This is a genomic window from Paraplanobispora siamensis, from assembly GCF_016863175.1.
In the GTDB taxonomy this organism is placed as follows: Bacteria; Actinomycetota; Actinomycetes; order Streptosporangiales; family Streptosporangiaceae; genus Planobispora; species Planobispora siamensis.
On the sequence record NZ_BOOJ01000023.1, the window covers coordinates 23201 to 43537 of the forward strand.

General features: G+C 72.3%; 15 protein-coding genes, 1 tRNA gene and 1 pseudogene. 10 read left to right on the forward strand and 7 right to left on the reverse strand.

Annotated features, from left to right (window positions below; all coding sequences use genetic code 11):
• The first annotated feature begins 52 nt into the window (after positions 1-52).
• Positions 53-886 carry an ATP-grasp domain-containing protein gene (locus Psi01_RS12205; protein ID WP_204064092.1) on the forward strand — a complete coding sequence of 278 codons (834 nt, stop codon included), beginning with the start codon at positions 53-55 and terminating at the stop codon, positions 884-886.
• Positions 887-1042: 156 nt separating this feature from the next.
• Here Psi01_RS12205 and Psi01_RS12210 read toward each other — a convergent pair.
• Positions 1043-1115 (reverse strand) — tRNA-Lys (locus tag Psi01_RS12210).
• 221 nt (positions 1116-1336) lie between these two features.
• Entirely contained in the window at positions 1337-2752 is a 1416-nt protein-coding gene (locus Psi01_RS12215) for a hypothetical protein (protein WP_204064093.1), read from the reverse strand.
• Between the two features lie 192 nt (positions 2753-2944).
• On the opposite strand from Psi01_RS12215, the gene Psi01_RS12220 reads away from it, so the two are divergent.
• Positions 2945-3487, forward strand: coding sequence for an RNA 2'-phosphotransferase (locus Psi01_RS12220; protein ID WP_204064094.1), 543 nt, complete (start codon positions 2945-2947; stop codon positions 3485-3487).
• A gap of 105 nt (positions 3488-3592) precedes the next feature.
• Positions 3593-4393 (forward strand): NUDIX hydrolase, encoded by an 801-nt coding sequence (locus Psi01_RS12225; protein WP_204064095.1) that lies wholly within the window; start codon positions 3593-3595, stop codon positions 4391-4393.
• A 78-nt stretch (positions 4394-4471) separates the two neighbouring features.
• Here the strand turns inward: Psi01_RS12225 and Psi01_RS12230 are convergent, their stop codons facing one another.
• Entirely contained in the window at positions 4472-7006 is a 2535-nt protein-coding gene (locus Psi01_RS12230) for a M14 family zinc carboxypeptidase (protein WP_204064096.1), read from the reverse strand.
• A 157-nt stretch (positions 7007-7163) separates the two neighbouring features.
• On the reverse strand, positions 7164-7925 hold the full coding sequence (locus Psi01_RS12235) for an SDR family oxidoreductase (RefSeq protein ID WP_204064097.1): 762 nt from the start codon (positions 7923-7925) through the stop codon (positions 7164-7166).
• Between the two features lie 212 nt (positions 7926-8137).
• On the opposite strand from Psi01_RS12235, the gene Psi01_RS12240 reads away from it, so the two are divergent.
• From Psi01_RS12240 to Psi01_RS12260, 5 genes and pseudogenes are all read left to right on the forward strand, one after another.
• Positions 8138-9982: an ABC transporter substrate-binding protein gene (locus tag Psi01_RS12240; protein ID WP_204064098.1), complete on the forward strand. Its 1845-nt coding sequence runs from the start codon at positions 8138-8140 to the stop codon at positions 9980-9982.
• A gap of 6 nt (positions 9983-9988) precedes the next feature.
• Positions 9989-11041 (forward strand): ABC transporter permease, encoded by a 1053-nt coding sequence (locus Psi01_RS12245; protein ID WP_204064099.1) that lies wholly within the window; start codon positions 9989-9991, stop codon positions 11039-11041.
• Positions 11038-11916 (forward strand): ABC transporter permease, encoded by an 879-nt coding sequence (locus Psi01_RS12250; protein ID WP_204064100.1) that lies wholly within the window; start codon positions 11038-11040, stop codon positions 11914-11916. The genes Psi01_RS12245 and Psi01_RS12250 overlap by 4 nt, the downstream gene beginning before the upstream one ends.
• Positions 11917-12020: 104 nt before the next feature.
• Positions 12021-13016: pseudogene (locus Psi01_RS12255) on the forward strand (ABC transporter ATP-binding protein); the annotation flags it as partial.
• A 236-nt stretch (positions 13017-13252) separates the two neighbouring features.
• Entirely contained in the window at positions 13253-14221 is a 969-nt protein-coding gene (locus tag Psi01_RS12260) for an ABC transporter ATP-binding protein (RefSeq protein ID WP_204064101.1), read from the forward strand.
• 91 nt (positions 14222-14312) lie between these two features.
• Here the strand turns inward: Psi01_RS12260 and Psi01_RS12265 are convergent, their stop codons facing one another.
• From Psi01_RS12265 to Psi01_RS12275, 3 genes are all read right to left on the reverse strand, one after another.
• Positions 14313-15611, reverse strand: a complete 1299-nt coding sequence (locus tag Psi01_RS12265) for a DUF2252 domain-containing protein (protein ID WP_204064102.1) — start codon at positions 15609-15611, stop codon at positions 14313-14315.
• A 113-nt stretch (positions 15612-15724) separates the two neighbouring features.
• Positions 15725-16903 (reverse strand): FAD-dependent monooxygenase, encoded by a 1179-nt coding sequence (locus Psi01_RS12270; RefSeq protein ID WP_204064103.1) that lies wholly within the window; start codon positions 16901-16903, stop codon positions 15725-15727.
• 177 nt (positions 16904-17080) lie between these two features.
• The gene (locus Psi01_RS12275; protein ID WP_204064104.1) at positions 17081-17701 is read right to left on the reverse strand and encodes a pentapeptide repeat-containing protein; all 621 of its coding nucleotides are present in this window, start codon (positions 17699-17701) and stop codon (positions 17081-17083) included.
• Positions 17702-17918: 217 nt separating this feature from the next.
• On the opposite strand from Psi01_RS12275, the gene Psi01_RS12280 reads away from it, so the two are divergent.
• Both Psi01_RS12280 and Psi01_RS12285 read left to right on the forward strand, forming a co-directional pair.
• Positions 17919-18941 (forward strand): LacI family DNA-binding transcriptional regulator, encoded by a 1023-nt coding sequence (locus Psi01_RS12280; protein ID WP_204064105.1) that lies wholly within the window; start codon positions 17919-17921, stop codon positions 18939-18941.
• 95 nt (positions 18942-19036) lie between these two features.
• The gene (locus Psi01_RS12285) at positions 19037-20317 is read left to right on the forward strand and encodes a sugar ABC transporter substrate-binding protein (protein ID WP_204064106.1); all 1281 of its coding nucleotides are present in this window, start codon (positions 19037-19039) and stop codon (positions 20315-20317) included.
• Positions 20318-20337 lie beyond the last annotated feature (20 nt).

Consider the following 20337-nt stretch of genomic DNA (forward strand, 5'->3'; position numbering starts at 1 on the left):
CCGATGTGTAATGTCCCTGGCGTTGTTTGGATACTGACATAGGGGCATTGCTGTGAGCGTTTCCGCGGCGTACGTGACGTACGAGGACCCGGACGGCTTCGACGACGAGAAGGAGATCGCACTCGCCGCCTGGGCCGAGGCCGGGATCGACGGGCGGATCGTGCGCTGGGACGATCCCGGGGTCGACTGGTCCGCCTTCGACATCGTGGTCGTCCGCTCGGCCTGGGACTACGTGGCCCGCCGTACGGAGTTCCTCGACTGGGCGCGCCGGGTGGAGTCCGTCACCCGGCTGGCCAACCCGGCCGCCGTGCTGGAGCGCAACACCGACAAGACGTACCTGTGGGACCTGACGGTGCCGATCATCCCCACCTCCTGGGTCGAGCCTGGGCAGGCGGTGGACCTGCCGGACCTCGGGGAGTACGTGGTCAAGCCCGCGATCTCGGCGGGCGCCCGCGACACCATCAGGACCGCCGACCGGGGCAAGGCCGAGGCGCACGCCGCCCGGCTGGCCGCCGAGGGCCGGACGGCGATGATCCAGCCGTACCTGGACATGGTCGAGACCGAGGGGGAGACCTCGCTGCTGTACTTCGGCGGGCGCCTCAGCCACGTCGTACGCCGCAACCCGATGCTGGCCGGGGGCTCGGCCGCGCCGGACGCCGACAACGCCCGGGCCCAGCTGCGCACCGCCGACCCCGACCAGGTGGCCCTCGCCGAGCGGGTCCTGGCGGAGTTCCCCGGCGTGCTGTACGCCCGGGTCGACCTGGTCCGCCTGCCCGACGGCAGCGCGGCGGTCATCGAGGTCGAACTGACCGAGCCGTACTTCTTCCTGCGCTACGCCCCGGACGCGGCGGCCAACCTGGCCCGCGCGGTGGCCGAGGCGGTCTGACGGGGCCGAGGCGGTCTGACGGGGCCGAGGCGGCTCACGCCCGGGTCGGGCCGGTCCGACGGCCGGGCCGGGGCGAACCGGGTCCGGCTGAGGCGGTTCACGTCCGGCCGGGCCGGTGCTCCCCTCCCGGCGCGCCGGGAGGGAGAAGATCGCGGACCTCACCGACCGGGCTCGAACCGGCGTCCACCCGGTCCAAGAGCCGGGCGCTCTACCACTGAGCTACGGTGAGGCCGCTCTCATCATGCCGCCCCGCCTGCCCCGGCGACCAGCGATTTTCCGGGACCGCCGCAGCCGTGCCGGAATCGCCGGAGCTCTCCCGGGGCCGCCGGAGCCGTGCCGCGGTGGCCGCACCCGTGCCGGAATCACCGAGGCCCTCCCGGAACCGTCGGAGCCGTGCCGGGATTGCCGGAGCGCCCCTGGGGGCCGCCGGACCCGTATCCGGCAGATCCGTCATTCCGGGGTGTCGTCCCGTACCGGAAGATCGCTGAGCACGACCCCGGCGGCCAGGCCGTGGGCCGCGTCGCCGGCGAGCTCCGCCTTGACGTGCTTGCCGCTGAACACCCCGGCCCGGCGCAGCAGCGACGCCCACACCGGGTCGGCGACGGTCACTCCGTGCACCAGCTCGGGGGTCGGCCGGAAGACCGCCACCCCGCGCCGGGCCCCGGGCGCCGTCCAGCCGGACCGCTCCGGGTCCAGCCCCGCCATCCGGCAGACCTCCTCGACCTCCGCCCGCGTGCACGAGGCGGTGCCGTCCAGCACCTGCCACGGCGGCGGCAGCAGGGCCCAGACCATGGTGGCGGGGTCGACGTCCCCGCCGGTGCCGCGGTGCCAGGCGGCCAGGTCGGCGGCCATCAGGCGCATGGCCTTTCCGGGGCAGGCGGCGTCCAGGAGCTCCAGCGCGCCGAGCGACTGCAGGCAGGCCAGCCATCCGGCGCGCGCCGCGTTGTAGGCGGTCACGACGGTGTTCCAGGTCGAGGAGTCGTCCCCGCGCCGGACGATCATCGTCTCCCGGTCCGAACCGGGCCGCCACGTCCTGCCCAGCAGCTCGGCGGCGTGCCGCATGACCGCCGACCACCGGCCGAGCAGCAGCCCGCACTCCTGTTCGGTCAGGCGCTCCAGCACGTCCGGGGTGGCGCGGACCTGGGCGATCATCCACCAGTCGCTGCCGGCCCGGCACCGGTCGAACAGGACCTGGGCGATCTCGTCGAACGGGTTCTCCCGGCCCGACAGGCTGAACTCCCGGCGCAGCTTGCGCCGCGCGGTGTAGTAGGCCACGAAGCAGGCGGCGTCGGGATCGGCCAGGAAGCGCTCCAGCGGGATGTCGGAGGCGAACCCGGCGACGCCGACCATGAGCATCCGCCGCTTGTCCTGCTCGGCGGCGAGCGTCCCGGCCTTGGCCGCCAGACGGCGCAGCACGCGGAAGCGGCGGTTGTACTGCCGCTTGGGCAGGTCCATCCCGGCGGCGTCGCGGGCCTGCCGGTTCAGCCGGTCGCGCAGGAAGTCGGTCCGCTCCGGCGTCCACCCGATGTCCCGGCCGGTCCGCGCCGCGAAGGCGATCAGCCGGTCCGCGTCGTCGGCGTCCACCACGACGGACCGCCCGAACAGCCGGTTGGCCGCCGCGACCTGGCGGGCGCCGCCGACCGGCCGGGCGAAGTCGTCCGGCATGGAGGAGAAGCGCCCCGTCATCCGCGACGAACGCCCGGCCGCGTGCTCCAGTACGACCCGCTCGCGCCGTACCAGCCGCCCTTCCAGGGCGCGCAGCACCAGGTCCGCGACGTCCTCTGGGCGGTGGCGCCGGTCCAGCGACGCGTGCAGCTCCACGAGGATCCTCCGCCGGGACGTGTCCTTCTCCCTCCGAGATGCCATGCCGCCATGATGCGCGCCATCGTCCCCGCACTTCGACCGAATTACCCGAGACCGGATCACCCGAGACCGGATTACCCGGGACCGGATTACCCGGGACCGGATTACCCGGGACCGGATTACCCGGGACCGGATTACCCGGGACCGGATTATCCGATCGCCCGGCGGGGGACCGGTCGGCCAGAATGTGACGGCATGAAGGACGAGCGGCTGGTGAAGGTCTCCAAGTATCTGGCCAAGCACCTGCGGCACCAGCCCGAGCGGATCGGGATCGAGCTGGACGCCCAGGGCTGGGTGCAGGTGGACACGTTGCTGGCGGCCGCGGCCGCGCACGGGTTCCCGATCTCGCCCGAGGAGCTGGAGCAGGTCGTCGCGGACAACGACAAGCGGCGCTACGCGATCGAGGACGGCAGGATCCGCGCCAGCCAGGGGCACTCCGTCCCGGTGGAGCTCGATCTGCCGGTGGCCGAGCCGCCCGCGTTCCTCTACCACGGCACCGTGGCCCGCAACGTCGCCGCGATCCGCGCCGAGGGGCTGCGCCCGATGAGCCGCCACCACGTCCACCTCTCACCCGACCGCGAGACCGCCACCCGGGTGGGCTCCCGCCGCGGCCGGCCGGTCGTGCTGGCCGTCGACGCCGGAGCCATGCACGCCGCCGGGCACGAGTTCCACCTGAGCGCCAACGGCGTCTGGCTGGTCGGTCACGTCCCTCCGCCCTTCATCCGTTTCCCGGACTGAACGGCTGGGTCGGGTGGAGGCGATCGTGGCCGGTGAGGAGCCCGGCTGACGCGGGAGACCTGTAGCGTGCCCTGACGTGAGGAGAGCGGAAGGACGTCGCGGCGCATGACACTGGTGAACGGGGACTTCGGCGTACCGGGCTCGCTGGCGCGGGTGCTCGCCGACATCGGGGCCGAGCGCGCCGCGCAGGACGCCAGGTGGGGGATCCAGGACATCGCCGACGGCACGGACCCGGAGAGGGCGGCCGCGGCCGAACGGGCCAAGGACGAGACCGCGGCGGCGTTCGCGGACGGGACGCTGACCTGGCGGCACATCCTGATCGAGGAGGTGCTGGAGGCGTTCGCCGAGGACGACCCCGAGGCGCTGCGGACCGAGCTGGTCCAGGTCGCGGCCGTCGCCGCCAAGTGGATCCAGGCCCTCGACCGGCGGGCGTCCGGTCCGGAGCCGGTCGCGAAGGAGCGGTTCAGGGCCATCGTGGACGTCCACGTGCTCCTGGTCCGCGACGGCGAGGTGCTCCTGCTGCGCAGGGCGAACACCGGGTACGGCGACGGCCGCTGGCACCTGCCCTCCGGCCACCTCGAAGCGGGGGAGTCGGCCGTGGCCGCGGCCGTCAGGGAGGCCCGCGAGGAGACCGGCGTGACGATAGCCCCCGAGGACCTGAGGTTCGCCCACGTCATGCACCGCGCCCCCGACCGCGTCGGCCTGTTCTTCCTGGCCCGCCACTGGGACGGCGAGCCGTACAACGCCGAGCCCGCCAAATGCTCCGAGATCGCCTGGCGGCCGCTGGACGACCTCCCCCCGGACATGATCGCCTACCCGGCCTCAGCCGTACACGCCGTCACCACCGGAGAACCCTTCGCCCTCCACGAGTGGACCGCCACCGCCACGACCGGTGCCGACGGATGAGCCGGGGACGCCGCCCGGATTCGTGATGCGGTACGGCGCGCGCCCGGGTTTTCCGGGCGCGCGCCGTACTTGGGCGGGTCAGTGGGGCAGGGTCACCGCGAGGGGGGTGATGTTCGCGGTGCGCAGGGCGGCGGGGAGTCTGGCGGCCCAGGGGTGTTCGTCGGCGCTGAGGCCACTGGGGTTGGCGACCACGAAGCGGACCGCGCCGCCGGGGGCGGGCTGTTCGGTCCAGGTGGCGCCGTAGCCGGTCAGGATCTCGGCGACCTCGGCCTTCCGGGCCGCCGGGACCGTGATCCTGATGGGGGACTCCCGGTCGGGTACGGCCGCCGCGGCGCGGGCGGCGTCCGGGGCGGGGGCCTGTGCCTTCGCCCGGGTGGACGGCAGGTCGGCGGTGATGGCGTTGGCGACGAGCTTGGCGGTGCCGTCGGTGAAGGCGCGGAAGTTCGGGTCGGCGGCGAACAGCACCGCGTGGCCCGCGCCGACCGGCTCGTCCACCACCGCGGCCGTGCCGCCGAGTTCCTCGGCGCCCATGGCGAAGCCGGACACGAACCAGCCGGGGGAGTCCGGGGCCGGATAGGGGACCACCGCGTGGGACGGGTCGGCGGCCCGCATCACCAGGTCGTAGGCGTAGAAGGTCATGACGTCCGGCCCGACGCCCGCGCCCAGCGGGCTCTGCGACACGGTCGTCCGGAACAGCGAGCCGGGCACGTCGGAGGTGGGCTCGGCCAGCGTGACGCCGGAGACGCCCGCCAGGACGGCCAGCTGCGTGCCGCCCGCCCAGCCGACGTACCGGCCGCCCGCGGCGACCCACTCCCGCAGCGCCGTACGGCCCGCGTCACCGAGCGCGGTGTTGCCCGTCGCGGCCGGGCCGTCCGGGACCAGCAGCACGTCCAGCCCGGCGAGCCTGCCCGCGGCGACGTCGGCGGGGGCGAGCACCTCGTAGGGGAGCTTCCAGTCGCGGTCGAGCCGGTGGCGCAGCCAGCCGGTGGACTCGTTGGCGGCCTGGGCCGGGCCGGCCAGCTGGAGCACGCCGATCTTCCGGGAGGTGGTGATCCGTCCGGAGGGGGCGGCGACGGGCTTGACCGGGGCCGCGGCCGGCAGCAGCACGGAGCCGGAGGAGCCGCCGGATACGTTGGCCAGCAGCGGCAGGCTCCAGGCGGTGACGTCGTAGAAGTAGGGGAAGGGCGTGTAGGTGTCCTCGTTCAGCATGGCCTGGACCCAGTGTTTCTGGCCCTGGGCCATGGGGATCCAGTAGGTGCCCGCGGGCAGGGCGGTCCTGGCCTCGGGCCTGCCGTACGCCTTGAAGTCCCTGACCGTCAGCGGCCGGGTGAGCCTGAACACCTGCACGTCCATGCGCTGCAGGCGGCGCACGATCTGCTCGGTCTCGGCCTTCTTGGTCCGGTCGTCGGCGCGCAGGAAGTAGTGGCGGACCCTGCGGTCGGGGACCTGGGTGATGACCTCGTTGCCGGGGTTGTAGACCTTGTTCGGCTCCAGCTGACCGGCCAGGCCCTGCTTGAACGCCTCCCGGTGCATGCCCGCCCAGGTGGTGAGGATCTCGGCCCTGCGGTCGGCGGCGGCCGACAGGGAGACCCACTGGGTGAGCCACTGCTCGAAGGTGCGGGCGGCGATCGGGGAGGAGCCGCCCTTCTCGAAGGTCATGCCCGCGGCGTTGAAGCCGGTCACCGGGACCGTGTCGCCGTAGCCCATGTAGAACAGGTCGTAGACGTCGCGGTTGAAGAACGGGATGCCGCGCCGGGTGAACTCGGCGATCATCGAGGCGCCGTAGACGTCGTTGATCCAGCTGACCGTGGGCTCGGCGATGTCGTGATAGATCGGGTCGGCGTTCGGCGGGAAGAAGTACTCCGTGCCGCCCATCTCGTGGGCGTCGATGAACAGCTGCGGCGGATACTTCCGGAGCATTTCGATCTTGCCGTCGGTCTCCGGCTGGGTCCGGGCGAACCAGTCGCGGTTCATGTCGAAGGCGTAGGCGTTGCGCCGGGTGTCGGCCTCGCGGCCGTCGGGGTTCTGGGTGGGCAGGATGACCACGACGGCGTTGTCCAGGATGCGCCGGGCCGCGCAGTCGTCGCGTCCGGCGAGGTCGTAGAGGGTCTTCAGGGCGGCGTCGGTGCCGCTCTCCTCGCCGCCGTGGATGTTCCCGGCGACCCAGAGGATCGCGGGCGTCCTGCGGGCCAGGGCGCGGGCGGCGGGTTCGGGGGTCAGCGGGCTGCGCAGGGTCTTGATCGCGGCCTCGATCGCGGGCAGGCTCCGGATGTTCTTCGGGGTGCCGACGATCGCGTACCTCAGCGGACGTCCCTGCGCGCTGGTGGCCAGGGTGCCGGAGACGACCCGGGCGCTGGCCGTGTCGACGGCGGCCAGCAGGGTGTCGGACTCGGCGGTGGTGACCTCGCGCTCGCCGAGGTCGAAGCCGAGCACGCTCCGGGGCGTGGGCACCTCACCGGTGTAGGAGGGAGGCGTCCGGGTGGCGTCACAGGCGGCGGGGGGTGTCGCCGTGTCGGGGGAGACAGGGGTGGGATCCGCGTGGGCGGCTCCGGCGGGAAGCGTGACGGCGACGGCCAGGGCGGCCGTCGCGATCGCTGTGAAGCGGTTCGCCATGACGATCACGCTGTCACCCGGAATCGATCACAGCAAGACGTGAGACCGGGTCATGTGCGAGGAGGGGCGCCCTCGGCGGCCCGTCCCGGGGGCGCAGTCCCGGGACGGACCGCCGCGTCCGGCCGGCTCAGTGCTTGAGGCCTCGGTGCCGGACGGCTCAGCCGTGGGTGGTGATGCCGCCGTCCACCGGGATCACGGCGCCGGTCAGGTAGGACCCCGCCCGCGAGGCGAGATAGATGGCGGTGCCCGCCATGTCCTCCGGGCGGCCGATCCGGCCGAGCGGCACACTTGAGGCGATCGCGTCGCGGGTGCCCGGGTCGTCGAGGGCGAAGGCCATCATCTTCGAGTCGAACGGACCGGGCGCGATCGCGTTGACGGTGATCGACTCGGCCGCGAGCCGGTGCGCCAGCTGGCGGGTGAGCATGTGCACGGCGGCCTTGGTCGTGGAGTAGGCGTAGGTCTCCAGAGCGGGCACCCGGATGCCGTCCACGGACCCGATGTTGATGACCCGGGCCGGGTCCTCGGCCGAGGCGGCGGCGCGCAGCAGCGGCAGGAACCGCTGGGTCAGGTAGAACACGCCCTTGACGTTGACGCCCCAGAGCTTGTCGAAGGCGTGCTCGGGATACTCCTCCAGCGGCGCGCCCCAGGTCGCCCCGGCGTTGTTGACCAGCACGTCCAGCCGCTCCTCGCGGGCGGAGACCGCCTCCACGAGCGTGGAGACGCCGTCAGGGGTGGACAGGTCGGCCGGTACGGCGACGCACCCCAGCTCGGCGGCCGTCTTCTCCACCTCGGCGGCCTTGCGCGAGGAGATGTAGACCGTCGCCCCGGCGTCCACGAACCCCGCTGCGATCATCCGGCCGATCCCCCGGGAACCGCCCGTGACCACGACTGTCTTGCCTTCGACGGAGAACAGACTCATGTTCGGTAAGCATGCCGTACGGAACCGCCCTCGTCCATACCGACCGGTCGGTTCTTCGTCACACCATCCTCGCCAACCCGCACAGGGATTGAAAAATAATGTCGGGGTAAAACACAAGAATGAAACAATCTTCCACGACTCGTTGACACGTCCCCCCGCCAGGGTGTGCCTTCGACTACAACGATTCACTGGTTGGAAGGTGAGGAACCACCATGACCAGACTGGGTGGGCGGCTGGCGGCGCTGGGGCTGGCGCTGTCGCTCGCGGCTTTCCCCGCGACCGCCGCGCAGGCCGTACCGGCCGGGGTGCAGGCCGTACAGGAACCCGCGGAAGGCAAGAGGATCGTCCGGCTCGGGGCGATCCAGGCCATCGACTCGATGAACCCCTTCCTGGCGGTCCGGGTGATCTCGACCTCGGTCCACCGGTGGATGTACGCCTACCTGACGACTCCCGACTCCAAGACCCTCCAGCCCAGTCCCGACCTCGCCGAGTCCTGGCAGGCCTCGGGCGACAAGCTCACCTGGACCTTCAAGATCCGTGACACGAAGTGGTCCGACGGCACGCCGGTCACTGCGCAGGACGCGGCGTGGACCCTCAACAAGATCATGACCGACGACGGGGCGAAGACGGCCAACGGCCCGGCGGTGGAGAATTTCGAGAGCGTGACCGCCCCGGACGACCGCACGCTGGTGATCAAGACGAAGCAGCCGCAGGCGTCCATGCTGGAGCTGCCGATCCCGATCGTGCCCAAGCACGTCTGGGAGAAGGTCCCCGACATCGGCACCTACGAGGCCGAGCGGTACCCGGCCGTCGGCAACGGGCCCTACATCGCGGTCGAGCACAAGAAGAACGCCTACGTGAAGCTGATGGCCAACCCGGCCTACTGGCGCGGCGCCCCCAAGATCGACGAGCTGCACGTGATCTTCTATGAGAATCCCGAGGCGGCCAACGTCGGGCTGAAGAAGGGCGACATCGACTGGATCGGCCGGCTGGCCGGCCCGCAGTTCCAGGCGCTGGCCGGTGACCCGAACATCGTGCAGTGGAACACCCAGGGCCGGCGGGCCAGCTACCTTCAGCTCAACCCCGGCGCCGCCACCGCCGACGGCGAGGAGATCGGCGACGGCCACCCGGCGCTGAAGGACGTGAAGGTGCGCCAGGCGATCCACTACGCGATCGACAAGCAGGCCCTGGTCGACCAGGTGCAGAACGGCCTGGCCGTGCCCGCGAACGGCTCGATCGTCCCGCCGATGTACAAGGACTTCTTCTGGGAGGCCGCAGGCGACACGCGGGTGACCTTCGACCCGGCCCGGGCCAACAAGATCCTCGACGACGCGGGGTACAGGAAGGGCGCGGACGGCATCCGCACCATGCCGGACGGGGACCGGAAGCTGGAGATGCGCTTCAGCATCCACACCGAGGACCCCATCGAGGACAAGCTCGCCCAGTTCCTCACGGGCTGGCTCAAGGACATCGGCATCCAGCTGACCACCCGCAAGCTCGACTCCAACAAGTTCACCGAGGAGACCGGGAGCACCGCGCTGTACGACATCGCCATCAGCGGCTGGTCGGTCAACCCGGACCCCGAGGAGGTCTTCGCCACCCACCTGTGCAGCCGGCGGCCGACGGCGGCCGGTGAGGGCGGCGGCACCGAGTCGTTCTACTGCAACGAGGACTACGAGAAGCTCTACCGGCAGCAGCTGGCCGAGCTCGACCGGCCCAAGCGCATCGCGCTGATGAAGCAGATGCAGGAGAAGCTCTACACCGACGCGCCGATCATCGCCGTCTACTACCCGAACAACCTCGAGGCCTACCGCAAGGACCGGATCACCTCGATCACCCCGATCCCCGAGGACAAGGGCATCCTGTACGGCGGCAGCGGCTACTGGCCCGTCTACTCGCTCCAGGCGCCGGCCGGCCCGGCCCCCTCGGACGACGACGGCGCCGGCCCCTTCACCACCGCCGTCGTGGCGACCGCGGCGGGCGTCGTGGTCGTCTTCGTCCTGGGACTCATCCTGACGGCCCGGCTCCGCCGCAAGGGTGACGACGACCGTGAGTGAGCGCCGATGACGGCACCCATCGAGATCGAGCCCGCCGCCGGTCCGGCGGCGGGCCCGCAGGAGGGACGCGGCGCCCGGCGGGGCGCGCTCGGTTACGCGCTGACCAAGCTCGGCGGCGCGCTGCTGAGCATCGGCATGGTGGTCGTCGCGACCTTCTTCCTGTTCCGCCTCATCCCCGGCGATCCGGCGATCGCCTACACCCGGGACGTGCCGCTCACCCCGGACCAGCTGGCCCTGCTCCGCCGCCAGATGGGACTGGACCGGCCGCTGCCCGAGCAGTTCCTGGACTTCGTGGCCAGGGCGCTGCGGGGCGATCTCGGCACCTCCTACGAGTACCGCCGGCCGGTCGCCGAGCTCATCGGCGAGCGGCTGGGGCCGACCCTGCTGCTGGTCGGCACCGGCCTGGTGATCGCGGTCAGCCTGGGCCTGTGGCAGGGCACCCGGGCCGCCTGGAACCACGGGGGACGGCTGGACCGCTTCTCCACCGGGATCTCGCTGACCCTGTGGTCGGTGCCGACGTTCTGGCTCGGACTGCTGCTGCTGATGGTCTTCGCGGCCGGGGTGGGCCCGATCCCGGGCATCTTCCCCACCCGCGGCATGGAGGACGTCGACGCGCCGGACGGCCCGATGTACCTGCTGCACGTCGCCCACCACCTGGTGCTGCCGTGCATCACCCTGGTCGCGGTGGTCTACGCGCAGTACCTGGTGGTCATGCGCTCCTCGCTGCTCGACGAGATCGGCCAGGACTACGTGACCACCGCGCGCGCCAAGGGACTGCGCGACGCCCAGGTGCGCCGCCGCCACGCCGTGCCCAACGCCCTGCTGCCCACGGTGACGCTGGTCTTCCTGCACATAGGGCTGGTGGTGCAGGGCGCGGTGACCACCGAGACCGTCTACTCCTGGCCGGGCCTGGGCCTGCTGTTCTACGAGGCGATCAAGGGCCCGGACTTCGCCGTGATGCAGGGGACGTTCATGGTCCTGTGCGTCGCGGTGATCATCATGAACACGCTGGCCGACGTGCTGTACCACGTCCTGGACCCCCGGGTGAGGTCCGCATGAACGAGACGGCGGCGCGCCGCCGGGGAGCGCTCGCCCGGTTCTGGCGGGACTACCGCGCCCAGCGGACCGGGCTGTACGGCGCCGCGATCCTGGCCGTGTTCGTCCTGCTGGCCCTGGTCACGCCCCTGGTCACCGACCCGTCGGGCCTGGACGTGACCAAGGCGACGGGGCCCAAGATGGCGCCGCCGAGCGCGGAGTTCCCGCTGGGCACCGACGAGTCGGGCCGCTCGATCCTGCTGATGATCCTGTGGGGCTCGCGGGTGTCGCTGCTGATCGGCTTCCTGGCGGCGCTGCTCAGCATGGTCATCGGCACGGTCACCGGGATCACCGCCGGGCACTTCCGGGGCTGGTCGTCGGCGGTGCTGATGCGGATCACGGACTGGTTCCTGGTCCTGCCCTCGCTCGTGCTCGCCCTGGTGCTGGCGGCCATCCTCGGCGGCGGCACCTCCACGATCATCCTGGCGATCGGGGTGACCTCCTGGGCGGCGACGGCCCGGCTGATCCGGGCCCAGACGCTGGCCGTGGAGGCCAGGCCGTACGTCGAGCGCTCGCGGGTGCTGGGCGCCGGGCACTGGCACGTCATGACCCGGCACGTGCTGCCCAACGTCGCCCCGCTCGTGCTGGCCAACACCACGCTCACGGTGGCCAGCGCCATCGTCACCGAGTCGACCCTGGCCTTCCTCGGCGCGGACGCGGGGCAGGCGTCGTGGGGCAGCATGCTGCGCGGCTCCTACGACTGGGGGGCGGTCACCTCCGGCGCGTGGTGGTACGTCCTGCCGCCGGGCCTGTGCATCGTCGCGGTCGTCCTGGCGTTCACGTTCTGCGGCCGGGCGCTGGAGGCCGTGCTCAACCCACGCCTGCGGGGGGTCGCGTGACATCGTCGGAGACGCAACCGGGGACGCAACCGGGGACGCAACCGGAGACGCAACCGGGGACACGACCGGAGACACAGCTCGGGACGCAGGCCCCGCCGGGGAGGCTGCTGGAGCTGCGGGACGTGGCGGTCACCTACCGGAGTGCCGCCGGTGACGTGCCCGCCGTGCGCGGGGTCTCGCTGGAGGTGGCCGAGGGCGAGGCCCTGGGGCTGGCGGGGGAGTCGGGGTCGGGAAAGTCGACCCTGGCCATGGCGCTGCTGCGGCTGCTGCCCAAGAGCGCCCGGGTCACCGGGGAGATCCTGCTGGACGGCGAGGACGTGCTCCGGATGAACTGGGGGCGGCTGCGCGCGGTGCGGTGGGCCTCGGCCTCGGTGGTCTTCCAGGGGGCCCAGCACGCGCTGAACCCGGTGCGCCGGGTCGGGGAGCAGATCGCCGAGCCGCTGCTGGTGCACGGCATGGCCACGCAGGCCGAGGCGCGCACGCGGGTGGCCGGGCTGCTGGAGCAGGTCGGCCTGCCCGCCTGGCGGGCCAGGAGCTATCCGCACGAGTTGTCGGGCGGGCAGCGCCAGCGGGTGATGATCGCCATGGCGCTGGCCTGCTCGCCCCGCCTGATCATCGCCGACGAGCCGACGACGGCCCTGGACGTGATGATCCAGGCGCAGGTGCTTACGCTGGTTCGCTCGCTCATCGCCGACCGGGGCATCGGCCTGATCATGATCTCGCACGACCTGTCGGTCCTGGCCGCCACGTGCGACCGGCTGGCGGTGATGTACGCCGGGCGGGTGGTCGAGGCGGGGCCGGCGCGCGAGGTCTTCACCGGCGCCCGGCACCCGTACGGCAGGGCGCTGGCCGAGGCGTTCCCCACGGTCGGCGACCCCTCCTCCCGGATGGCGCCCCGGGGCCTGGGCGGCGACCCGCCCGACCCGATGCGGCTGCCCGGCGGCTGCTCCTTCCATCCGCGCTGCCCGGCGGCCCTGCCGTCCTGCGCGTGGCGGCAGGTCGAGCTGTGGCCGGCGGACGGTGTCGCCGGGGATCCCGCGGGTCACGCCGCCGGGAGCACGCAGGCCCGGCACACCGCGGCGTGCGTCCACGTCCTGCCGGAGCCGGAGAGATCGGAACCGGAGAGGACCGGGCCGGGGACACCGGAGCCGGGGATGCCGGAGGCGGGGATGCCGGAGGCGGGGATGCCGGAGGCGGAGGAAGCAGGGCCGGAGGCGGCCGGTGGGCAGGAGGTCCCGAACGCTCCGAGCGCTGCGAACGCCTCGGGCGCTCCGGACGCCGCAGATATCCCGGACGATCCGGGCGCCCCGGACGCACGGCCGGCGAAGGAGAGCGCATGACCCTGCTCGAAGCCAGAGACCTGCACGTGCAGTTCGCCTCGCGCGGGCGGCGGGCCCGGGCCGTGGACGGGGTCAACCTCACCGTCGGCGAGGGCGAGATCGTCGCGCTGGTGGGCGAGTCCGGCTGCGGCAAGACGACCCTGGCGCGCACCCTGCTCGGTCTGGAGCGGCCCGCCTCGGGCACGGTCCTGTACGGCGGGGCGCCCCTGGCCTACTCCACCCGCGCGCTCAAGGCCTACCGCCGCGAGGTCCAGCTGGTGCCGCAGGACCCGACCGGCTCGCTCAACCCCCGGCACACGGTCTACGAGGCGGTGGCCGAGGGGCCGCGCATCCACGGCCTGCGCGACGAGCGGGAGCGGGTCGCCTCGGCGCTGTCGCGGGCCGGGCTCCGGCCGCCGGAGCGGTTCTTCCCGGTGTACCCGCACGAGTTGTCCGGCGGGCAGCGTCAGCGCGTGGTCATCGCCGGGGCGCTCGCTCTGGACCCCCGGGTCCTGGTCGCCGACGAGCCGGTGGCCTCCCTGGACGCCTCCGTCCGCGGTGAGATCCTCTCCCTGCTGCTGCGCCTGCGCGCGGAGCTGGGCCTGTCCGCGCTGGTGGTCACCCACGACCTCGGCCTGGCGTGGAACATCGCCGACCGGGTCGCGGTGATGTACCTCGGCCGGATCGTCGAGTCGGGCCCCGTCGAGCAGGTGCTGAGCGCGCCCTCCCACCCCTACACCCAGGCGCTGCTCTCGGTGCTCCCGGACTCGCCCGCGCCCATCGTGCTGGGCGGCGAGCCGCCCGACCCGACCCGCATCCCCGGCGGCTGCCGCTTCCACCCCCGCTGTCACGTCCTGGCCTCGGGGAAGGCGGCCGAGGCCGGGGTCGACGGGCTGTGCCGGTCGCAGCCGCTGGAGATCCTGCCGTCCTCGACGGAGCTCCGGGCCGCCTGCCACTACGCGCGGGCCCGCCAGCCCCAGCTCTGAGCCCGCCCGGCCGGTCCTCACCGGCCGCGGGGGCCGGGCTCAGAGTCCGGGCTCGCAACCCGAGCGGACAGCCCGAGCAGACAACCTGGGCTCACAGGCCGGGCAGGCGGCCGTTGCGGAACAGGTCGACGAAGAGCTGGTGGTCGGTCCTGGCCTGGGCGCCGTAGGCGTGGGCGAAGTCGACCAGCATGGCGGTGAAGCCCTTCTCGTCGCCGTCGATCACCGACACGATGGCGTCCTCGGTGGAGAAGTCGACCAGGTCGTGGCTGGATTCGTCGTCGGCCACCGAGTGCATGCGCGCCACCGCCGTGCCCAGGTCGCCCACCACCGAGGCCAGCTCCTCGGGCTCGTTGACGTCGCCCCAGTCGAGGTCGGCGGAGTACGGCGAGACCTCGGCGACGAGCTGGCCGACGCCGTGCAGCGTGGTGTAGCCGAGCCACGGGTCGGCGTAGGCCTGCAGGGCCCGCTGGGACTCGGCGGTGCGGTGCCCCTGGTGCTTGAAGTAGCCGCGCACCTTCTCGTCGGTGATGTGCCGGGCCACGGCCGGGACCTGGGCCTGCTTCATGTAGAGGATGACGTCGTTCTCCAGCGCCTGGGTGTGGCCCTCCAGGAGCATGTTGTAGGAGGGCAGCCCGGCCGAGCCGATGCCGACGCCCTTGCGCAGGGCGAAGTCCTTGATCTTGTGCTCGACCTCGGAGACCGAGGGGAGCGTGGTCAGATAGTCCACGAAGGCGGCCTCGACCGCCTTGCGCGTCTCCTCGTCGACCGGATAGCGCCCGTCCATGACGACGAAGCGGCGGTCGTAGTTCTCGATCGTGGTCTCCAGGTCGAGCAGGGCCACCCGGGTGTTCAGCCGGGCCTGCTGGAGCACCCGGTGCAGCACGCCGCTGGTGGTCTCCAGGGTCAGCGCGCCGACGGCGTCGTCGCCGCCGTGCGAGATGCCGTGCAGCTCGGTGAGGTAGGCGTGGGAGAACCGGGCGACCAGCTCGCTGATCGCCTCGTCCGACAGGGCCTTGGCGTAGCCGATCAGCGCGACGCTGGCGGCGAACCGCTTGAGGTCCCACACGTACGGGCCCACGTAGGCCTCGTCGAAGTCGTTGACGTTGAAGACCAGCACGCCCGAGGCGTTCATGTAGGTGCCGAAGTTCTCGGCGTGCAGGTCGCCGTGGATCCACACCCGGCTCGTCCTGTCGTCCAGGAACGCCTGGTCGGCGAACGAGCCGGTCATGTCCGCGTAGAACAGGCTGGCGCTGCCCCGGTAGAAGGCGAAGGGCGAGGCGGCCATCTTCCGGAACTTGCGCCGGAAGGCGGGTGGGTCGAGCGCGATGGCGTCACCGAACTCGGTGGTCAGGACGTCGAGGATGTGGGCCGAGCGCCCTTCGGTGGTCATGCTGCGCACGCTAGACCGGGGAACAGAACTCCGCCAGATGTGAAAGGTCGTGATTTTGGAACGTATCAATGACTTTTTGCGACAGGCCGATCGGCGTCACCCCCGCCGGGTCCTCAGTACTCCTTCAGCTTGATCGAGTTCGCCGCCCTGGTGGTCAGTTTGTTGAACGGGGCGGACAGGATCGGGGAGGACAGGATCCGGTAGGTCCGGTTGCGGTTGCGGATCTTCCTCTCGGTGGGCGGGGCGAAGAACGGGCCGACGTTGCCCGCGACCTTCTGGCAGGCTTTGGCGTAGCCGCGTATCTCCCGCTCGTAGCGGGCCAGGCCGGCGCGGTGGTCGCCCCCGGCCGCCGCCAGCTCGCCGGCCAGCACGTAGGCGGAGATCATGGCCATCCCCGCACCCATGCCGCCGCAGGTGGCGCCGTACCCGGCGTCCCCGAGCAGCGCCACCCGCCCCTGGGTGAAGCGCTCCATGCGGACCAAGCCGATCGCGTCGAAGTAGAGGTCCCCGGCCTCCCACATGCCCTTCATCAGCCGCCCGGCCTCCCAGCCCATGCCCTCGTAGGCGTCGGCCAGGAAGCGGCGCTGCCGCTCGGTGTCGCGGTGGTCGCCGCCCGGCGGGCGTTCGGCGGAGAAGACGCACATGACGCCGGTGCGGCCGCCCTCGCCGCCCGCCGCCAGGGATCTGCCGGGCTCGGTGTACATCAGCGAGCCCGGGCCGAGACCGAGGTCGTCGGGGGTGGTGAAGATCGCGACGTGGTAGCCGGAGGGGTGCACGAACCGCTCCTCGGGCCCGAAGGCCAGCCTGCGCACGGTGGAGTGCAGGCCGTCGGCGCCCACCACCAGGTCGAAGGTACGGCGGGCGCCACTTTCGAAGACGACGTCCACCCCGCCGGGGGTCTCGCTCATGGAGGCGATGGAGTCGCCGAAGACGTACTCGGCGTCATCCCTGGTCCTGTCGTACAGCAGGCGGCTGAGGTCGCCGCGGAGGATCTCCACCTCGCCCCCGGTGAACTCCGGCGGCAGGCTCGCCAGTGGCCTGCCCTCCCCGTCGACGACGGTCAGCGGGCCCGGGGTGGTGCGCAACCGGCGGATGTCCTCCAGCACCCCCATGCGCCGCAGCATGCCCATGTGCGCCGCGCCGCGGAAGTCGACCGCCTGGCCGCCCTCCCGCAGCGCCGCGGCCCGCTCCACCACCGTCACGGTGAAGCCGCGGCGGTGCAGCCAGAAGGCCAGCGCGGGCCCGGCGATGCCGGCGCCGGAGATGAGAACGGACGCGCTCTTGCTCTTCATGAGGTCCCCCTGTCGTCAGGCCCCGGTCCGCGGAGGCGGGCCCGGTGATCTGAAGACTGGAGGAGGGCGCTGACCGTCCGCCTACCGGCCGCTGACGGGGGCCGGTAGGCGGGACGGCGGGGATCCGGCGCGGCGCGCGCGGACACCCGCCGCGCCGCCCCCTCCAGGGCGTGCGGCTCAGTCCGAGCGGACGTCGAGACCGAGCGCGGTGGCGATCGTGACCGCCTGCGCCAGGTCGACCGTCGCGTCCTTCAGCGTGACGTTGAGCGGGTCGACCGCCGACAGGTCGCTGCCCCGCAGGTCGCAGCGGGTCAAATCGGCGCCGTGCAGCCACGCCCCGGACAGGTCGACCCCCCGGAGGGTGGCCCGCTCGAACCGCGCCCCGGTCAGGTCGGCCTCGCGCATCCGCACGTCGCGGAAGGAGACGCCCTGCAGGCCGGCCCCGGGCAGGCCGACGAACGACCAGTCGCCGCCGGAGACCTTCAGCAGGTCGAAGGTGCAGGCGTCGAACATGCTGCCGACGAGCTTGCAGTCGGTGAAGGTGGCGTCGAAGAACGCGCACCGGGTGAAGGTGCAGTTCAGGAACGCGCTCTCGGTGTGCGTGGAGGCGTTGAACCGGACGTTGCGGAAGGTGCACTCGGTGAAGACCGCGCCGCGGCTGGTCGCCTCGGTCATGTCCACGTCGATGAAGGCGACCCGCTCGTAGGAGCGGTCGGCCAGGTCCTCGCTGTCCCAGTCGGCGCCGCTGATCGTGGATTCGGTCGGGGGCGCGGGCACGCCGTGTTTGCGCTCAGCCATGGGCGGTGCTCCGAAGGCAGCCGCGGGCGGCACTCTGAAGAGGGGTCACCCGCCGGATCCTGCCACGCCGTACCGACAGTTCCCGGAGCCCGGCGGTCGTGCCGCCGACCCCGTCGCCGGGGTGACAGTGGCATACCCGTGGCGTGCCGGGCATTGACGGTGCGGGCCGGGAGGCGTGCGATGTGCTGAAAGCATTCAGCACCTCCGGGAGCGGGCCATGGCCAGGGTGACGATCCGTCAGGTCGCACGGCATGCCGGCGTGTCTCCCGCGCTGGTGTCCGGGGTGCTGAACGAGGTGCCGGACCTGCGCGTGGCGCCCGGGACGGCCGCGCGGATCCGCGCGGCCGCCGCCGAGCTCGGCTACACGCCCAACTTCATGGCCCGCGGGCTGCGCCGCCGCCGCTCGGAGACGATCGCGCTGGTCGGCGACACGATCATGACCACCCCGTTCGCCGTGCGCATGGTGGAGGCCGCCCAGCAGGCCGTGACCGCCAGGGGATACCTGCTCTTCCTGGTCAACACCGGCGACGATCCGCAGGCCGAGCGGGCGGCGATCCGCGCGCTGTACGGCCGCCACGTCGACGGCCTGCTCTACGCGTGCATGTACCACCGCGAGGTGCCTGTCCCGGAGGAGATCACGCCCCCGGCGGTCTTCCTGGACGCGCGGCCGGACTCCGCCCGCTTCCCCTCCGTCGTGCCCGACGACCACGGGGGCGCGCGGAACGCCGTCGCCGAGCTCGCGGCGCACGGCCACCGCCGCATCGCCTTCCTCAACGACGAGGCCGGTCCGGTGGCGGCCGGGCTGCGGCTGCGGGGATACCGGGAGGCTCTGGCGGAGGCGGGCATCGCGTTCGATCCCGGGCTGGTCGGCCACGCCAGGGCGACGCCCGAGACGGGTGAGGAGGCCACCGCCCGGCTGCTGGACCGGCCGGGTGTGACGGCGCTGTTCTGCTTCAACGACCGGATGGCCATCGGCGCCTACCGGGCGATCCGGCGGCGGGGGCTGCGCGTCCCCGAGGACGTCTCCGTCGTCGGCTACGACGACCAGGAGTTCATCGCCGCCTACCTGGACCCGCCGCTGACCACGGTGGCGTTGCCGTACTCCCGGATGGGGGCGTGGGGAGCGCGCACCCTCGTCGACCTGATCGAAGGGAAGGTGCCCGAGCAGCGGGAGCACACGCCCGTGCTCATGCCGTGCGATCTCGTGCGGCGCAGTTCGGTGGGGCCGCCGCCGGCTTGACCTTGGCCGGATCCGCGGCGGCGGCCCTCGGTCGCGACCCGGCTGGCCGGGCCGCTGGTACGGCGCGGCCGCGGGCCGTGCCGAGAGGAGTCGCGATGACGCGGACCCCTTGGCTGACAAGTCTAGGCGTCGCCCTCGCCGTGCTGGCGGCGACGACGACCGGGTGCTCGGCCGGTGGACGGGCGGGCGCGGAGCGCGTCGAGGTCTCCATGTGGAGTCACTCGGCGGGCAACCCCGCCGAGATCGAGGTGATCAACAGGATCATCGCCGATTTCAACGCCTCGCAGGACAGGTACACGGTCAAGCCCGAGTTCTTCCCCCAGGCGGCCTACAACGACGCCATCGTCGCCGCCGCCACCGCGGGCGACCTGCCGTGCCTGCTGGACATGGACGGGCCGGTGATGCCCAACTGGGCCTGGGCCCGGGTGATCGCCCCGCTCGACCTGCCCGAGTCCCTGACAGACCAGTTCCTGCCCTCGACGGTCGGCAGGTGGAACGGCCGGATCTACTCGATCGGCTACTGGGACGCGGCGCTGGCGATGTTCGCGCGGCGCTCGGTGCTGGAGTCCAACGGCGTCCGGGTGCCCACCATGGACCGGCCGTGGACGAAGGACGAGTTCGACGCCGCCCTGGTGACCCTCAAGAACGCCGGCTTCGAGCACGCCATCGACCTGGGCAACTACGACACCGGTGAATGGTGGCCGTACGCCTACTCGCCGATGCTGCAGAGCTTCGGCGGGGACCTGATCGACCGCGGCACGTACCGCACCGCCCAGGGCGCGCTGAACGGACCGCGGGCCGTCGCCTTCGCGCAGTGGTTCCAGAGCCTGTTCACCCGCGGCCTGGCGAGCAAGTCGCCCACCCCCGACCGGCAGGACTTCCTGCTGGGCAACGTGGCCATCGCCTGGAACGGCAACTGGTCGGCGCCGGACGCGATCGAGAAGTACGGCGAGGACCTGTTGCTGCTGCCCCCGCCCGACTTCGGCGAGGGGCCGAAGATCGGCGGCGCCTCCTGGCAGTGGGGCCTGTCGGCGAACTGCCCGAGCCTGGACGGGGCCCGCCGGTACATCGCCTTCTCCCTCAAGCCGGAGTACGTCGCCGCCTTCAGCGAGGAGACCGGGCTCATCCCCGCCACCGACGCCGCCGCGGCGCTGACCGAGGAGTACGGCCCGGACGGCCGGCTGCACGAGCTGGTCGGCTTCTCCCGCGAGTACGCGGTGATCAGGCCCCCGACGCCCGCCTACTCGGTGATCTCCAGCGTCTTCGAGAAGACGATGCAGGACGTCATGAACGGCGCGGACGTCCAGACGTCCCTGGACTCCGCCGTCGACCAGATCGACTTCAACCTCGAGTCGAACGACAACTACGGCCTGTAGGCCGCTTTCCCGCCCTGAGA

Excerpts from the sequence above, each read along its gene's own strand:
- Psi01_RS12265 (WP_204064102.1), bottom strand. The coding sequence starts at position 15,611 with ATGACCACCGAAGGGCGCTCGGCCCACATCCTCGACGTCCTGACCACC.
- Psi01_RS12260 (WP_204064101.1), top strand. The coding sequence starts at position 13,253 with ATGACCCTGCTCGAAGCCAGAGACCTGCACGTGCAGTTCGCCTCGCGC.
- Psi01_RS12235 (WP_204064097.1), bottom strand. The coding sequence starts at position 7,925 with ATGAGTCTGTTCTCCGTCGAAGGCAAGACAGTCGTGGTCACGGGCGGT.
- Psi01_RS12215 (WP_204064093.1), bottom strand. The coding sequence starts at position 2,752 with ATGGCATCTCGGAGGGAGAAGGACACGTCCCGGCGGAGGATCCTCGTG.
- Psi01_RS12285 (WP_204064106.1), top strand. The coding sequence starts at position 19,037 with ATGACGCGGACCCCTTGGCTGACAAGTCTAGGCGTCGCCCTCGCCGTG.
- Psi01_RS12270 (WP_204064103.1), bottom strand. The coding sequence starts at position 16,903 with ATGAAGAGCAAGAGCGCGTCCGTTCTCATCTCCGGCGCCGGCATCGCC.
- Psi01_RS12275 (WP_204064104.1), bottom strand. The coding sequence starts at position 17,701 with ATGGCTGAGCGCAAACACGGCGTGCCCGCGCCCCCGACCGAATCCACG.
- Psi01_RS12240 (WP_204064098.1), top strand. The coding sequence starts at position 8,138 with ATGACCAGACTGGGTGGGCGGCTGGCGGCGCTGGGGCTGGCGCTGTCG.
- Psi01_RS12250 (WP_204064100.1), top strand. The coding sequence starts at position 11,038 with ATGAACGAGACGGCGGCGCGCCGCCGGGGAGCGCTCGCCCGGTTCTGG.
- Psi01_RS12230 (WP_204064096.1), bottom strand. The coding sequence starts at position 7,006 with ATGGCGAACCGCTTCACAGCGATCGCGACGGCCGCCCTGGCCGTCGCC.
- Psi01_RS12225 (WP_204064095.1), top strand. The coding sequence starts at position 3,593 with ATGACACTGGTGAACGGGGACTTCGGCGTACCGGGCTCGCTGGCGCGG.
- Psi01_RS12245 (WP_204064099.1), top strand. The coding sequence starts at position 9,989 with ATGACGGCACCCATCGAGATCGAGCCCGCCGCCGGTCCGGCGGCGGGC.
- Psi01_RS12220 (WP_204064094.1), top strand. The coding sequence starts at position 2,945 with ATGAAGGACGAGCGGCTGGTGAAGGTCTCCAAGTATCTGGCCAAGCAC.
- Psi01_RS12280 (WP_204064105.1), top strand. The coding sequence starts at position 17,919 with ATGGCCAGGGTGACGATCCGTCAGGTCGCACGGCATGCCGGCGTGTCT.